This window comes from Actinomadura gamaensis (assembly GCF_042652125.1).
In the GTDB taxonomy this organism is placed as follows: Bacteria; Actinomycetota; Actinomycetes; order Streptosporangiales; family Streptosporangiaceae; genus Spirillospora; species Spirillospora gamaensis.
Genome location: NZ_JBHSIT010000014.1, coordinates 68,253 through 82,311 on the forward strand (window position 1 = coordinate 68,253; position 14,059 = coordinate 82,311).

Annotated in this window: 15 protein-coding genes and 1 tRNA gene; 7 read left to right on the forward strand and 9 right to left on the reverse strand. The window is 70.0% G+C overall.

The features are described 5' to 3' along the window. Positions 1-81: 81 nt before the first annotated feature. Positions 82-1,302, forward strand: coding sequence for an allophanate hydrolase (locus ACFPCY_RS36755; RefSeq protein WP_378263280.1), 1,221 nt, complete (start codon positions 82-84; stop codon positions 1,300-1,302). Positions 1,303-1,489: 187 nt separating this feature from the next. Here ACFPCY_RS36755 and ACFPCY_RS36760 read toward each other — a convergent pair whose 3' ends face one another. Then, a complete protein-coding gene (locus ACFPCY_RS36760; RefSeq protein ID WP_378263282.1) occupies positions 1,490-2,200 on the reverse strand; it encodes a dienelactone hydrolase family protein in 711 nt (236 codons plus the stop codon). Then, a complete protein-coding gene (locus ACFPCY_RS36765) occupies positions 2,197-2,610 on the reverse strand; it encodes a PaaI family thioesterase (RefSeq protein ID WP_378263284.1) in 414 nt (137 codons plus the stop codon). Before ACFPCY_RS36765 ends, ACFPCY_RS36760 begins: the two co-directional genes overlap by 4 nt. A 24-nt stretch (positions 2,611-2,634) precedes the next feature. Between ACFPCY_RS36765 and ACFPCY_RS36770 the strand changes: the two genes are divergently transcribed. Further along, a complete protein-coding gene (locus ACFPCY_RS36770) occupies positions 2,635-3,912 on the forward strand; it encodes a cytochrome P450 (RefSeq protein ID WP_378263286.1) in 1,278 nt (425 codons plus the stop codon). Between the two features lie 154 nt (positions 3,913-4,066). Here the strand turns inward: ACFPCY_RS36770 and ACFPCY_RS36775 are convergent, their stop codons facing one another. From ACFPCY_RS36775 to ACFPCY_RS36795, 5 genes are all read right to left on the reverse strand, one after another. Next, positions 4,067-5,338: an MFS transporter gene (locus ACFPCY_RS36775; protein ID WP_378263289.1), complete on the reverse strand. Its 1,272-nt coding sequence runs from the start codon at positions 5,336-5,338 to the stop codon at positions 4,067-4,069. After that, positions 5,335-6,123, reverse strand: a complete 789-nt coding sequence (locus ACFPCY_RS36780) for an alpha/beta fold hydrolase (protein ID WP_378263291.1) — start codon at positions 6,121-6,123, stop codon at positions 5,335-5,337. Before ACFPCY_RS36780 ends, ACFPCY_RS36775 begins: the two co-directional genes overlap by 4 nt. 120 nt (positions 6,124-6,243) lie before the next feature. Then, on the reverse strand, positions 6,244-7,098 hold the full coding sequence (locus ACFPCY_RS36785) for a helix-turn-helix domain-containing protein (protein WP_378263293.1): 855 nt from the start codon (positions 7,096-7,098) through the stop codon (positions 6,244-6,246). Between the two features lie 352 nt (positions 7,099-7,450). Further along, positions 7,451-8,380: a helix-turn-helix domain-containing protein gene (locus tag ACFPCY_RS36790; protein ID WP_378263295.1), complete on the reverse strand. Its 930-nt coding sequence runs from the start codon at positions 8,378-8,380 to the stop codon at positions 7,451-7,453. A 408-nt stretch (positions 8,381-8,788) separates the two neighbouring features. Next, on the reverse strand, positions 8,789-9,454 hold the full coding sequence (locus tag ACFPCY_RS36795; RefSeq protein ID WP_378263298.1) for an alpha/beta fold hydrolase: 666 nt from the start codon (positions 9,452-9,454) through the stop codon (positions 8,789-8,791). A gap of 454 nt (positions 9,455-9,908) precedes the next feature. On the opposite strand from ACFPCY_RS36795, the gene ACFPCY_RS36800 reads away from it, so the two are divergent. Together ACFPCY_RS36800 and ACFPCY_RS36805 are read left to right on the forward strand one after the other, a co-directional pair. Continuing rightward, positions 9,909-9,981 (forward strand) — tRNA-Lys (locus ACFPCY_RS36800). 413 nt (positions 9,982-10,394) lie between these two features. Beyond that, positions 10,395-10,538 (forward strand): hypothetical protein, encoded by a 144-nt coding sequence (locus ACFPCY_RS36805; protein WP_378263300.1) that lies wholly within the window; start codon positions 10,395-10,397, stop codon positions 10,536-10,538. 170 nt (positions 10,539-10,708) lie between these two features. Here ACFPCY_RS36805 and ACFPCY_RS36810 read toward each other — a convergent pair whose 3' ends face one another. Then, positions 10,709-11,767, reverse strand: a complete 1,059-nt coding sequence (locus ACFPCY_RS36810; RefSeq protein ID WP_378263302.1) for a SagB/ThcOx family dehydrogenase — start codon at positions 11,765-11,767, stop codon at positions 10,709-10,711. Positions 11,768-12,559: 792 nt separating this feature from the next. Between ACFPCY_RS36810 and ACFPCY_RS36815 the strand changes: the two genes are divergently transcribed. Together ACFPCY_RS36815 and ACFPCY_RS36820 are read left to right on the forward strand one after the other, a co-directional pair. Beyond that, positions 12,560-12,787, forward strand: coding sequence for a hypothetical protein (locus tag ACFPCY_RS36815; RefSeq protein WP_378263304.1), 228 nt, complete (start codon positions 12,560-12,562; stop codon positions 12,785-12,787). Next, positions 12,784-13,092, forward strand: coding sequence for a YidB family protein (locus tag ACFPCY_RS36820; protein ID WP_378263306.1), 309 nt, complete (start codon positions 12,784-12,786; stop codon positions 13,090-13,092). The genes ACFPCY_RS36815 and ACFPCY_RS36820 overlap by 4 nt, the downstream gene beginning before the upstream one ends. Positions 13,093-13,100: 8 nt before the next feature. On the opposite strand, the gene ACFPCY_RS36825 is transcribed toward ACFPCY_RS36820, so the two are convergent. Next, on the reverse strand, positions 13,101-13,391 hold the full coding sequence (locus ACFPCY_RS36825) for a hypothetical protein (RefSeq protein ID WP_378263308.1): 291 nt from the start codon (positions 13,389-13,391) through the stop codon (positions 13,101-13,103). Between ACFPCY_RS36825 and ACFPCY_RS36830 the strand changes: the two genes are divergently transcribed. Beyond that, complete coding sequence (locus ACFPCY_RS36830) at positions 13,390-13,725, forward strand: hypothetical protein (protein WP_378263310.1); 336 nt, start codon at positions 13,390-13,392, stop codon at positions 13,723-13,725. The two genes, ACFPCY_RS36825 and ACFPCY_RS36830, sit on opposite strands and share 2 nt — an antisense overlap. Positions 13,726-14,059 lie beyond the last annotated feature (334 nt).

Genomic DNA, 14,059 nt, shown 5'->3' on the forward strand with positions numbered 1-14,059 from the left:
CTGTCGCGCAAGCAGCGGGCGATGGGGAAACGTGGCGGCGAAGAAATAGCGGGGTAGTGAGCGGATGTGCGAGACGGAAGCATGTCGGTCAGGCGGGTCCGAGAGGCTTATACGCGAATTGCGGAGGTCGATCGGCCCGAAATCTGGATCGAGTTGCGCCCGCAGGACGAGGTCGAAGCGGAAGCAGCGGCAGCGCGGGGGCGTCCGCTTGCGGGGACGGTCGTGGCCGTCAAGGGCAACTTCGACGTGGCCGGGTTGCGCACGACGGCGGGGTGTCCGTCGTACGGGAACGTCGCACGTGAGGACGCACCTGCCGTGGCGCGGTTGCGAGACGCCGGAGCGATCGTCCTCGGCACGACGAACATGGACCAGTTCGCGACCGGACTCGTCGGGACGCGCAGCCCGCACGGCGCGGTGCGGAACGCCGTCGATCCCGCGTACGTGTCGGGCGGGTCGAGTTCTGGCTCCGCTGTCGCGGTCGCGCTCGGCATCGCCGACCTGGCGCTCGGCACGGACACGGCCGGTTCGGGACGGGTTCCCGCCGCGTTCAACGGCATCGTCGGCTTCAAGCCGACCTACGGCCTGATCCCGACGGACGGCGTCGTACCCGCGTGCCGCAGCCTCGACTGCGTCAGCATCCTCGCGCGCACGCTGCGAGAAGCCCATCGCGCGCTCGGCATCCTGGCGGACCGTCCGATCACGCCTCCTCCGCGCCGTCCGGGCCCGTGGCGCGTGGCGATACCCGCCGCCACCGGTGACCTAGGCGAACTGGCCCCGGGCTGGGCCGACGCCTACGAGTCGGCGGCGGGTGCACTGAACACCGATCTGCTGCCTGTCGATGTCTCTCCCTTCATCGAAGCCGGCGACCTCCTCTACGGAGGAGCGTTCGTCGCCGAGCGGTACGCGGCCGTCGGCGCGTTCGTTGTTCGCGGCTCTCCTGACCTGGACCCCACCGTCGCGGACATCGTGGCAGCCGCCTCCGACATTCCCGCGTACCGCCTGTTCACCGAGCGTGAGCGCCTCGCCGAGCTGCGCGAAGCGGCCATGATCGCGCTCGGCGAGGCCGACGCCCTGCTGCTGCCGACGGCGCCGTTCCATCCCACGCTGGACGAGGTCACGGCCGATCCGGTCGGCGTGAACGCGCGGCTCGGCCGGTTCACCAGCTCCACGAACCTGCTGGGCATGGCGTCCGTGGCCGTCCCGCGCGGCCAGGTGGACGGCCGTCCGTTCGGCGTGATGCTCCTCGGACGGCCCGGATCCGACGACCACCTGGCCGCGATCGCCACAGCCCTGTCCCCGTAACCGCCCCGCCTCCCGCGGACGGAAAGCGATCGCGGCACGGTCCCGCGGACGGAAAGCGGTCGCGGCACGGTCCCCGCAACGGCCGCGTCCCTGGCAGACGCGAAGCCGCCGCAGGGACGTCCCGAAACAGTGGCGGCTTAGCGGACCCGGAAGCCTTCGCGCCGCTGTCTCCGGGGCGGCGGCGGGTTCAGCGGACGGGGAGGCGTCGTGCGAGGAAGTCCTCGGTCAGCGCCCAGGCGCGGGCGGCGGGTTCGGGCTGGTGGAACAGGGGGGAGGTCCGGTTGTGGAAGGCGTGCCCGCCGTCCTCCTGGACGTGGAACTCGACGTCGTCGCGTCCGGCCAGTGCCTCCTCGACGGCCGCGACCTTCTCGCGGGGGATGTACGGGTCGGACCCGCCGAAGTGGAACTGGATCGGGACGGTGATGTCCCCGGCGCGGTCGAGGTCGTTCGGTACGCGCGAACCGTAGAACGACACGACCGCATCGAGCTTTTCGGACGCCCGCGCCGCCAGCAGGTACGCCAGCGACCCGCCGAAGCAGAACCCGACAGCCCCGACGCCGCCGGACACTTCGGGCAGCTCGCGCAGCCTGTCGAGCGCCGCCTCCAGGTCGTCCTCGCCCTTCGTCCAGTCGAAGCGGGAGACCTTGTCGGACGCCTCGGCCATCATGCTCTCGCTGTGCTCGACCGACCAGTCTCGTTCGAGCCGCCAGAACATGTCCGGCGCGGCCACGACGTAGCCGAGGGCGGTCAGATCGTCCGCGACGGCGGCCATGTAGTCGCCCACGCCGAAGATCTCCTGGATGAGCAGGACGCCGGGCCCGCTCCCCTTCTCCGGGAGCCACACGTGCAGGGAGAACTCGCCGTCCGGCACGCGGACGGTCTCGGTGCGCTTGGTCATCGGTCCAGGATCGCGTAAACCGTCGTCGCGTGCGCCACGGGGTCGTCCGGGCGGCCGTCCGCGGTCATCGTGACGTCGGCGAACGCGAGCGTGCGGCCGATCTTGGTCAGCCGGACGTCCACGAGCACGTCCGCGTCCTTCACCGGACGCTGGAACGTGGTGTTCAGCTGGACGGTCGTCATCGGGACGAATCCCCCGCGCGCCCCGGACACCGCGATCACCGTCGCCGTGTCGGCCGCCGCCATCAGCGCCTGCCCGGACAGCCCGCCGCCCTCCCGCGCCAGCCGCTCGGACCAGGGCAGCCGCAGCCGCGCCGCGCGCTCCCCCACCTCCTCGACGCGCAGCCCGAGGTCGAGCACCCACGGCGCGAAGTTGTCGCGCAGGACCTTCTCCGCCTCTTCTACCGTCACCCCGTCATGATGCACGCTGGGATCATGCTTGCGGAGGTCTTCCTGCCCGCCACCTACGCCGAAGGCGTCCCCTACGACACCTTCGCCCGGCTTCGCGCGGAATCGCCGGTCTGCCGCATCCCCGAGCCCGCCGTCGGGCCCTGGCCGTCCGGGCCGGGCTACTGGGCGGTGTTCCGGCACGCGGACGTCAAGCACGTGCTGCGCGACGCCGCCGACTTCTCGTCCCACCTCGGCGCCACCCAGATCCGCGACCCGGACACGCCCGAGGACCTGGAGTTCGTCCGGGCGATGATGCTCAACCAGGACCCGCCCGACCACTCCCGCACGCGCCGCATCGTCGCCGCCGCCTTCACGCCCCGGGCCGTCCGCGCCCTGGAGGAGACGATCACCGCCCGGGCCCGCGCGCTGGTCGCCTCCGCCTCCGGCGAGATCGACTTCGTCGAGCTGGCCGCCGACCTCCCGGTCTGGACGCTCGCCCACATCATGGGCATCCCGGACAGCGACCGGCGCCTGCTCTACGACTGGGCGTCCCGCATCATCGGCTACCAGGACGCGGACTACGCGGGCCTCTCCACCGCCGACATCGACGCCCTCAGTCCGATGGGCAAGAATTCCGTCACCCAGCGTCCCACGACTCTCACCCGTCCGGACGGCCGTCCGATGAACCCCCGGTCGCAGGCGGCCCTCCGCGACATGTTCGCCTACGCGCACGCCCTGGCGGACGAGAAGCGCCGCTCCCCCGGCGAGGACATCATGTCCCGGATGCTCGCGGGCGGCCTCACCCGCCCCGAGTTCGAGAACATGTTCTTCCTCTTCGCCGTCGCCGGGAACGAGACCCTCCGCAACGGCATCCCCGGCGGCCTCCTCAGCCTCCTCGACCACCCCGCCGAGTTCCAGCGCCTCCGGGACGACCCGTCCCTCCTCGACACGGCCATCGAGGAGATCCTCCGCTTCTGGCCCCCGGTCATGGACTTCCGCCGCACCGCCACCCGCGACCTCACCCTCGCCGGCCGGCCCATCAAGGCCGGCGAGAAGGTCGTCGTCTACCACGCGTCCGCCAACCGCGACCCCGCCGTCTTCCCGGGCCCGGACCGCTTCGACATCACCCGCACCCCGAACGACCACGTCAGCTTCGGCTTCGGCCCCCACTTCTGCCTCGGCGCCCACCTGGCCCGCACCCAAATGCGCGCTTTCTACCGCGAACTCCTGCCCCTCAAGATCACCCTCTCCGGCACTCCCGTCCGCCTCGTCTCCAACTTCCAGAACGGCCTGAAACACCTCCCCGTCCACCTGACCCGCTGATCACCGGGACGCTCCCCGCCCAGATGGCTGACCGGACACAACCACGCGATCTGATCGCTCTGACCGTCCTTACCGTCCTGCGCCCTGATCGCTAGGCGAGCGGGGGCGGCGGGAGGGTGGTCGGCCGCGACCTGTCCGGTCTGTACGAGAGCTTTCACCTGGCTCGCTGGCCGGCTTCGGGACGGCGGTGGGTGGCCGCCACCGTCGCGGTGAGGGCGGCCAGGGCCGTGGCGATCCACAGGGTGCCCGTAGTGGCGACGTGGTCCATGGCCAGTCCACCGACGAGGGCGCCGAAGGCGATGGAGAAGTTGAAGGCCGCCACGAACAGCGAGCCGGCAGCCTCGTGCTGCTGCGGGGCGGCTTTGAGGATCCAGGTCTGGAGGGACACCGACACTCCCCCGTAGGCGAGGCCCCACCCCAGGAGCAGGACGATCGCGGCCTCGGGCGTCCCGCCGACCAGCGCGAAGAGCGCCACGGCCGCGGCCAGGGCGGCCGCGATGGTGACGACGGTGCGGCGCACGTCGTGCCCGGCCCGCGCTCCGGCCGCGAAGTTGCCGATCACGCCGGCGATGCCGTAGGCCAGCAGCAGCCCGCCGGTCCGGTCGCCGCCGATGCCCGAGACCTGCTGGAGGATGGGACGGACGAACGTGTAGGCGGCGAAATGGCCGGTGATCAGCAGGAAGGTGATGATCACTCCCGTCCGCACGCCGGAACCGGCGCGCAGGAGCCGGGGCAGCTCGCCGAACGTGATCGTGCGCTGGGACGGCAGCGAGGGGAGCAGCAGCACCAGGGCCGCGAGCGCGGCCAGGCCCAGGAACCCCACCGCGGCGAAGGCGGTGCGCCAGCCGCTCGAGTCCCCGATCAGGGTCCCCGCCGGGACGCCGAGGACCGAGGCCGTGGAGACCCCGCCGAAGACGATCGCGGTGGCGCGGGCCACGTGCCGCTCGGACACCAGCCGCGGGGCCAGGCCCCCGGCGATCGCCCAGAAGCCGCCGACGCCGACGCCCACCAGGAACCGGGCGGCCAGCACGACCCCGAAGTCGGGGGCGACGGCGGAGACCAGGTTCGCCGCGCCGACCAGGCCGACCAGCGCGCAGAGGACGACCCGCCGGTCCACGCGTCCGGCGGCCACGGTGACGAGCGGTGCGGAGACCATGGCGACAAGGCCCGGCACCGTCACCATCAGGCCCGCCGTCCCCGCCGAGACGTGCAGACCGGAGCCGATGGGCGTGAGCAGCGCGACCGGCAGCAGCTCGGACGTCATCAGGCTGAAGATCCCCAGTGCGACGGCCGCCACCGCGAGCCAGCCCCGCATCGAAGACCGGCCGGCTCCGGCAGCAGCCTGATCGACTCCGGCGGCGGCCTGGTCGGGTTTGGCGGCGCGGGCGCGGGAAGCTCTTTTGGGGATGCTCGGTGCCGCGCTCATGCCGAGGCCCCGGTGATGAACTTCCGGGTCAGCCCGGCGACCTCGTCCGGCCGGACGAACCAGTCCATGTGCCCGTCGCCGTCGAGTTCCACCAGGCGGCTGCCGGCGATGCCCGTGTGGAGCACCCGGGACTGCTCGACCGGAGCCATCTGGTCGCATCCGAGCCCGATGACCAGGGTCGGCGCCTGGATCCGGGGCAGCAGGTCCCGGATGTCGATGCGGGACGCCAGGTCGATCTGGCGGGCCACTCCGGGAGGCCACTCGTCCTCCAGCGACTTGGCCAGGCCCTCGTGGCCGAAGCCGTCCAGGGTCGCGGCGCTGAAGCCCTGCAGGGTGCCGAAGCGCTTGAACAGTCCGAAATCGGTGGCGGCCAGGTCGCGCCAGAACTCGAAGTTGAACCGGGCCCGGGGCCCCGTGGTGTCGGCGACGCCACCCACGAGGACGAGCCTGCGCACGAGTTCGGGATGGGTGGCGGCGGTGGCCGCGGCGATCGCGGCGCCCATGGAGAAGCCGAACAGGTCCACCCGGCCGTCCACGGCGGCGCGTGCCGCCGCGGTGACCTGCCCGACGAGGAGGTCGACGGTCAGCTCACCGCCGTGATCGGCCGTCTGGCCGCTGCCGCTGAGGTTGGGGCGCACGACGGTGCGGTCGCCGCTGAAATGTCCGACGAAGTTGCCGAACGCCCTGTCGGCGTCGCCGCCGACTCCGTGCACGAGCACCAGCCCGGGACCGTCACCGTCGACCTCGTAGTGGACGGTGCTGGGCGGCGCGGAAACGAATGGCATGGCAGGCCTCCAGGAAGCTCGCGGCCAGAGCCGTTCGGCCTGGCAGGGACAAGCCTGGAAGCCCGGCGATCCAGCAGCCAGCCCACCGTTCTGAGTACGCACCGATTGAGCAGGCGGCGGTCACGCGAGGTCGGCGCTCGCCCTTCGGTCGGTGGTCGAGGCGAGATACCTCATCGCGGCCTCGGTGGCGGAGCCGGGTTCGGCGACGAGGAGTTCGAGCTCGCTGAGGTCCGGATCGCCTGGCAGGAGCATCGTTTCGCCGGTGAGCCGGAGCTCGCCCACCACCGGATGCGTGAACACATAGCCCCGATGGCTCCACAGGGCCACGTCATGCTCGTCCCATAGCCGCCGGAAGTCCTCGCTGGACTCCCGCATGGCGCCGATGTGCGCCGTCAGCCGGGAGTCCTCGGGGCTGCGCGCCAGCAGTACCCGCAGGTAGGCGACATGCGCCCCGGCGAACGCCCGCCACTCCGCACCGAGCATGAGCCGGTACTCCTCGTTGAGGAAGACCTGATGCGACCAGGTGCGCTGCTCGGGCGGCATCGCGGCGAGATCGACGAGCACGGCGGCCGGCCGGTTCCAGGCGACGATGTCGGTGTGATGCCCGAGGACGAACACCGGGCTGTACACCATGGAGTCCAGCACGCGCTGCAGACCGTCCCGGATGCGCAAGCGCGGAACCCGGGGCGAGACCTGCGGCGGATGAGCCAGGCCGTGCAGATAGACCCGTTCCTCCTCGTTCAGCCGCAGCGTCCGCGCGATCGCGTCGAGGACGTCCGCGGAGACGTTCTCCGTATGCCCCTGCTCCAGCCGCGTGTAGTGCGCGACGCTCACGCCGGCGAGGGAGGCGAGTTCCTCGCGCCGCAGCCCTGGCACCCGCCGCTGACCGCCCTGCCCCGCCAATCCGAAGTCCTCGGGCTTCAGCCTGGCCCGCCGCGACTTCAAAAACCTGCTCAGCTCGGTACGAACGTCCACGTTCAGCGAGACTAACGGCCGCATCGCATCCCACGCAGACCGCCGCACACCTCGCCGCCGAGCCCCGTCTCGTCTCGCCTCGCCTCGCCACCGAGCATGGGCCGCCCGTCCGCGTCGTTGAAGCGCGAGGACGGGACGTCCGCATAGGCGCCCCTGCCCCAGGAATGCCAGACAGGCGACGGCTATGCGATAACGAGAATTACCACTGGCAGGAAAGAATGCATGGCCGAATCGTGCGCGGCATCTTCGACGCTATTCGACGGGCCAGCTCGACTTCTCGAAAGCCCCGGACATCGGCGAGGGCTCGGACAGCGGCGCAACCGCTGTGCGGGCCCGCCTAGCTTGGAGGGCGTCAGGCGGCGAGGACGGCGCGGCAGTCACCGCACAAGCCGTCCGGCGTGGCGGTGCGGAGCGGACGCGCGCAGTCGCCGCATTCGGTCCAACGCACGGCGGCGGGGGACGGCGCGATGCGAGACCCGCACGCGGAATCGGCGGACGCTGTAGCGCGAAGGGACGCGACGGCCGTCCAGACCGGCATCTGCTCGTCGAGCCGATGCCGAATCAGCGCTGCTGCCGAACGGATCTCGCTGGGCAGACCCTTGGTCAGAACCCAGTGGATCTCAGCGGGCGGGACGTCAGCCGCGAGCGCCTGCCCGACAAGCGCGGCGAGCGCAGGCAGCGTCGCCGCCCCGACCGACAGGCGCGGCTCGGCGGCGACGACACCGAGGAGGACGCGCGTCCCAGCGGTCAGCGCGGCGGACGCGAGCTGCGCCGGACGGCGGCCGGTGCGCGACGCAGCGCCGACCCGTCCGGCGGACGGCGCGGACTCGTTCGGCGCAGCGTCGTCCGCACCCGGCGCAGCTTCGAGCGTCGCGCGAGAACCGCGCAGGTCAGAGGGCAACTCGTCATCGATTTCTTCCGGGACGTCCCGAACCGTGGTGCAGGTGACGAGACGGCCATCATCGAGGCGAACGACGCGACGGCTGAGATACCCGGCGGTCTCCAGCTCGCGGAGCGCACGGCCGATGGCCATTTCGCCCTCGTTGAGACGGGCGGCCAGGGCGCGGATGCTGATGTCCGCGCCGTCCGGCAGTGACAGGAGCAGTAGCCCCAGGCCACGAGCGCGCAGGCTCAACCCGGAGTGCTGAGCGAGACCGTTCGGAATGACGGTGAAGCGGCTGGTGTGCCGGGTACGGACCCGGCGCATCCCGCGCGGCGAGCGACAGTCTGTCGCCGCGGCTGCCGACGATTCAGTCGGCGCGATAGCATCGCGAGCAACCACCTGGACTCCTCTGAAGTCTGGTTGGCCAGACCCTCAGCCGGTGTTGGTAGCACCGCTGGGGGTCGTTTCGTTTATGGGGCTTGTAGTCGAGACACTACACCCACCGCCAGACCACGAAGCAAACTCACCAGCCGACAAGTCAACGCCGGTAGGTGGGTTCTTTCACCCGAAGTACTTTCCAAGATCTCCGAGTTAGCCGGAATCCGGCACGCCGGGTCGCGGGTTCCCACGACCCGGCGCGAACAGCCAAAACGAGCCGCGACCGCAAGGACGACCTCACCAGCCACGCCCGCCGCCCCAGACGTCCCAACCAGTACAAAACCCGCACAACGACCGAAGCCTCGGGGAGCCGTTAAATACAGATTAATCCGGCAACACAAACCGGCCCCATACCCTCGGAGCTAAATATCAACCGAGTAGTAGTTCAGCGACCGCTTCCGGGGCCTCATGCATTACGTCGTGTCGGGTCGGGAGATCGTGAACCTGCCATTCAGGGTCAGCTTCAAGCCGGGTGCGGAGTGCAGCGAACGGCGTCCGGTCCTCCCACCCCGAGCAGTAGACGAACTCCCGCCGAGGAACGCGGTCGACCGCACCCGTGAGCCGGACCGCTTGCAGGAACGAGGCGAGAGGATGGGGACGGCGGCGCGGATCGCCGCCTTCCGGCGGCCGGACGGCGTAACCGCTGTCCGCGGCACCGGCCGCGATCAGCTCCCGGAAGTACTCGTTCGCCAACGACCACCACGACTCGTCATCGCGCGGGACGAACGCGTCGAGATGCACCAGCCGCGAGATCCGCCCGTCGGCACGGTCGGCGGCTGCAGTGATCACCATCCCGGCATAGCTGTGGCCGACCAGCGTCGCCTCAGTGATCTCCGCGCGATCGAGCAGCCGCAGAACGTCGTCGGCATGCGTATCGACATTGGCCGTCGCGACCGTGGCGGCATCATCGTCCGGCCGCAGCCCGGTCAGAGTCAGGGCGTGCACCGCATGACCGGCACGCTCCAGCAGCGGAACCACCGCCTCATAAGCCCACGCCCCCTTCCACCCCCCGGGCACAAGAACGAACGTCGCCATGAGCTTCTCCCTCTCCCCCACGCACGCCCGCCAAGGCCCGCTACCTCGACGGCCTGTGAGCCGGCCGAACGCTCGACGCGCCCAACGCCGGTCGCCTGATCATGCCCGACCACCCGATCAACCCGCTCCCGAAGCGCCAAGCAAGATCACTCGCACCATCACCCCAACGAGCGACACCCAGGAGACACCGCAGGCGACCTCCTGCCGCGTACAGCGAAACAGCGCCCCGGCAAGGACTCACCGCGGCAGGCGTCCAGCGCCATGACGTCGGCAGACACCCACCCTCCTGATCATTCACGTCCTCCCGGGCCGATTACGAGGTGCGACGAGGGACCGAGCGGCCTACACTCGGGGCGAGCCGGGTAGGATCAGCAACCCTGATCCGTCCCACCTACGTGCGAGCAGCGCTCCGGCCACCGCCGTAGCGTTCCCGCAGGTAGGAGGCCGGTATCACGGGTCGCTAGCTCAATTGGCAGAGCTCCGGACTTTTAATCCGTAGGTTGTGGGTTCGAGTCCCACGCGACCCACTACGCCTGACCTGCGGAAACGCAGCGATCACCGCGTTCACCCAGCGCCGTTTCGTCCCACTCTGTCCCCGTGGTTGCTCGATGGCTGCTCGGCGTCGAGTGCTCGGCCAAATCACCTTCCGATGGCCCCAGCCGCCGACACGGTCAGGACGACCGGGGCAACGCGTGCGCGATGCGTCGTCGACGGAGGAAGGTTCCTTCGCTGGCTTTCCGCCTCCGGCTCCTCTGAGGCCCGACCGCACCGAGACTGCTGCAACAGTCCGCCTGCTCTCTCCTGTTGCCCTGCCCGCTATCTCCCGAGGTTTTGCCTGGTTGGCGCCTTGTGGATCGGCAGTTGGGGCAGGGATGTCAGCGCAAGCAGTCTGTTGGGACGCTTTTGACGTGGGCGTTCCGTGAGGCGAAGGGAAACAGAGATGAAGGACATCAACGAAGAGCTCGCGCTGGATGTGGAGACGCTGGAGATCGGCGAGGACGTCGACTACGGCAGCTTCACCACCGGCCACGGTGTCCACGAGCTGGCGTCGTCCGACTACCGGACCGCCAGCTACATGGTGTGAGGGCCCGGGCTGCGGGTTAGTCCGCTGCCTGGTCGGGGGAGCCCGCCCGTCTGTGCAGGACGGTGCGGGCTCCCGTTTGGGGGTGCATCGATCCCTCGAACCCCGGTTTCAATCCTCGATCCCTCCCTACCTGGCGGGGCGGGCCGGGTTGCGGGGCCCGGAGGGTGTTCTCAGGTGAGGGGGGTGGTGCGGAAGGCGGTCAGACCGGCTGGTGGTGGGTCGTCGTCGGGGCGGGGGTGGGGGTGGCCTGCAGCCAGGACGTAGAGGGGGGTTTGTGAGGTGTTGTCGATGCCGAGGCGTTGGGCGATGGCGGTGTCGCCGAAGGCGCCGGTTTGGGCGGGACCCAGGCCCAGGGCGGTGGCGGTCAGCGCGAAGGTCTGGCCGAGGTGTCCAGCGTTGAGGAGGCTGACCCGGTAGCAGCGGGGCATCCGGTATTTGATGCGCAGGCGTTCGATGACCGCGACCAGGATGACCAGGAACGCGGCGCCGCCGGCCCAGTCCTGTCCGGCGCACAGGTAGGCGGCCTCGTCGGCGGTGAAGCCTTCGGCGAGCAGTTCGAGGCTGTGTTCGCGGCTGTTGTAGTGGTAGATCCCGGCAGGGATGCCGCTGACGTTGACGACGGCAAGGTAGGGGTCGAGTTCTTGGCGGGCGCCGCCGGCGGGGCTGGTGCGTCGGATCACGGCGCCGAACTGGTCGGCGTCGATGTAGTCGACGGGGGCGAAGCAGGTGGCCAACAGGGTGGCCAGGGTAGGCAGGTCGACGGGGTCGCGGGCGAATTGGCGGTGGGTGCGTCGGGCGTACAGGACCTCGCCGATCGGGGTGTCCAGGGGGTCAGGGCGGCGGGGCAGCAGGATCCGGTCGGCGTCGGGGTAGGTGGTGAAGATCGGCGGGAGTTCACCCGACCCCGCTTGCGCCCTGGTCTGGTACTCGGCGCAAGTTTCGGCGGTCACGGTGTCCTGGGTGGCGTAGTGGAAGAACGGCGCCTCGGGTTCCCAGGAGGCCCAGTAGTGGGCGATCTGGGCGTCACGGTCGGCCTCGGGGGTGTCCTCGGCGAGCAGGAGCCCGTGCTGGCGCAACACCGCCACGGCCTCCCCGACGGTCTGCTCGGTCAGATGCTCCAGCCCAGCGGTGGCCTGCGGCAGGGTGCTCCAGTCCTCGAAAGCGGTCAGGACCTCGGCGGTGCAGGGGTGCAACGCCACGGCGGCCCCGTCGGGGTAGGGATGGGCCACGAACGCTCCGTCGTGCCAGTAACAGGTCAGGCACCGGCGCCGGCGCAGACGCATCGCGTACCTCTTCCCTGCTCGTAGTCCAGGTGGCGGGAACCGGGGCAGGACGGCCCCGGCTCCCTACCGATCATCGATGGTCGGTCGCGGCCATCAGCGCTGGGTCCGGGGGCTGTAGCATCCCGGGCACCAGCCCTGGCTGTTTCGGTCGCTGCGAGTGACCGGCTGGGCAACGATCTGGATCGTACGCATGATGGTGTCAAGTCCCTTCATGTTCGTCTTTCCAGGTAATCCGGCGGGTATCTGACATCCCGTCGCCGACAGCCCTGCCCGCATCCACCGCAGCCAATAGCTACGGCAGGTAATCAACACGCGAACGTCTCTTTGCCGTAGCAGCCACCCGCCCGTCCGGGCGGCTGTTTCGCGGCGCCGCACCGTCTCTCCCGCGCACGCAGCTTCCGGAAGCGATCCGATATCACCCCTAAGCCTCAGTAGGCGGCCTTGCAGCCGGGGGTGGGGTCGTCGAGGCCGTCACCGGCCGCTCCACCCCCACCGGCGGCCCCGCCAAGACCTTCGCCTTCGGCCAGATTCACGACCACAAGCCCAAACGCCGCCCGTCGAACTGCTGGAGGTCCAGGACGGCCGGGATCGCGCCGACTTCAGGCCGCGCCAGCACCCCGATCGTTTGGGTTTGACCGGACTCGTCCTGAACCTCCCCATTGCCCCTACGTAATCGGGTCATTGCGCACGGTTTGGTCCGATGGTGTGTGTTCGTCAACCCGCACCGAGGAGGGAACCATGGGCTTGGGCTGGGGCACGAAACTCGCCTTCATCGTGGCGAAACAGTACGTCGACAAGGTCGTGAAGCCGGAGATCAGGCGGCAGCAGGCCAAGCAGGCCGGGCAGCCGAGCAAGCCGGCGCCTTCCCAGCAGGAGGTCGGCGACCAGTTGAAGCAGTTGGGCCAGTGGGCCGTCAACGAGTTGGCCAAGAGGCAGAAGGCCACAGCGAAGGGGGGCGCGAAGTGACCGCGGAAGGCAAGACGACCGAACTCGGCGAGATGCTGCTGCACCTCGCCGATGCCGGGCTGAAGGAGGAGGTCGGCTCCTGGGTCGGCGCCGGCACCGACAACGAACCCGTGACCAGCGCGCAGCTGCGGGAGGCCCTGCCCGACGGCGTCCTGGAGGCGGCGGCCGCCGAGGCGGGGATGAGCGTGGAGGAACTCGCCGACCAGCTCGCGCGTGAACTGCCCGCGGCCACCGACACGCTGACGCCGGGAGGGGAACTGGCCGACGATGCCCAGGCCGACCGACTGGCACGCGACCTCGGCTAGGGCGTGTCTCAAAGGCAGGCCAGCCAGTCGTTGATGCAGGCGATGTGGAGAACTGCCTGGTCGCGGACGGCGAGCTTGTCATAGCGAGTGGCGACCGCGCGGTGGCGTTTGAGGCGGTTGATGCCACACTCCACTGCGGAGCGGGCTTGGTAGTCCACCGCGCAGAAGGCCGGCGGCCGGCCGCCTCGGCCGCCCTTGCGGCGGCGGTGGCCGATCTGGTCGGCCGGTTGCGGGATCGTCGCGCGGAGTGTGACGATCCTCTTGGTCTTCCCGAACGCGGAGCTGGAGGAGGGCCGCATGTCCGGTCAGTTGACGGCCACCACCCATATGGAACCGGGGAATCCCGCGGGCAACATCGTCATCGTCATCACCAACGGGACCGATGAGGACCTGGCGGACCGTTCCGCGATCGAGTTCAACGTCCTGGCCGGGATCGAGGTGAGCCCGGGGTATGGAGTCGTCAACACCGAACAGGACGGCGGTCACGTCGTCGGCGAGCTCAGCGAGGTCCTGGGGTCCGGCGAAACCAAGACGTTCAACGTCGCGTTCCTGATCCCCGGGACGGACGCCGAGACCCTCGACTCCAAGAACCTCCCGACCAACATCACCATCAATGGCCGGCCCGCCGGCTGAGAACTCAACACCTGCGCATCCGCAGCTCACGGCCCTCCGCCTCCGAACGTGGCCCCACCGGCGATCTGGCCTGTGACCCCACACGACAGTGAAACCATGGGCATCGGGGCCCGGGCTGCCCTGATGAAGGCCGACCGGGTTCGCCTTTGTCGTGGCCGTCCGCCAGAAGCTGTTTGAGAACCCTGGGCTGGATCGCCTGCCCCGTCGCCGGGGCCGGGTTCCGGGTGAGCGGTGGTGGTTGCTTGTTCTGGGTGGCAGGGCGGGTCGGGCGTTGGTCGAGCGTGGCCTGGTCTGGTCATGCGGGGGTGGTGACAGACCGGGTCGGGTTGTTCAC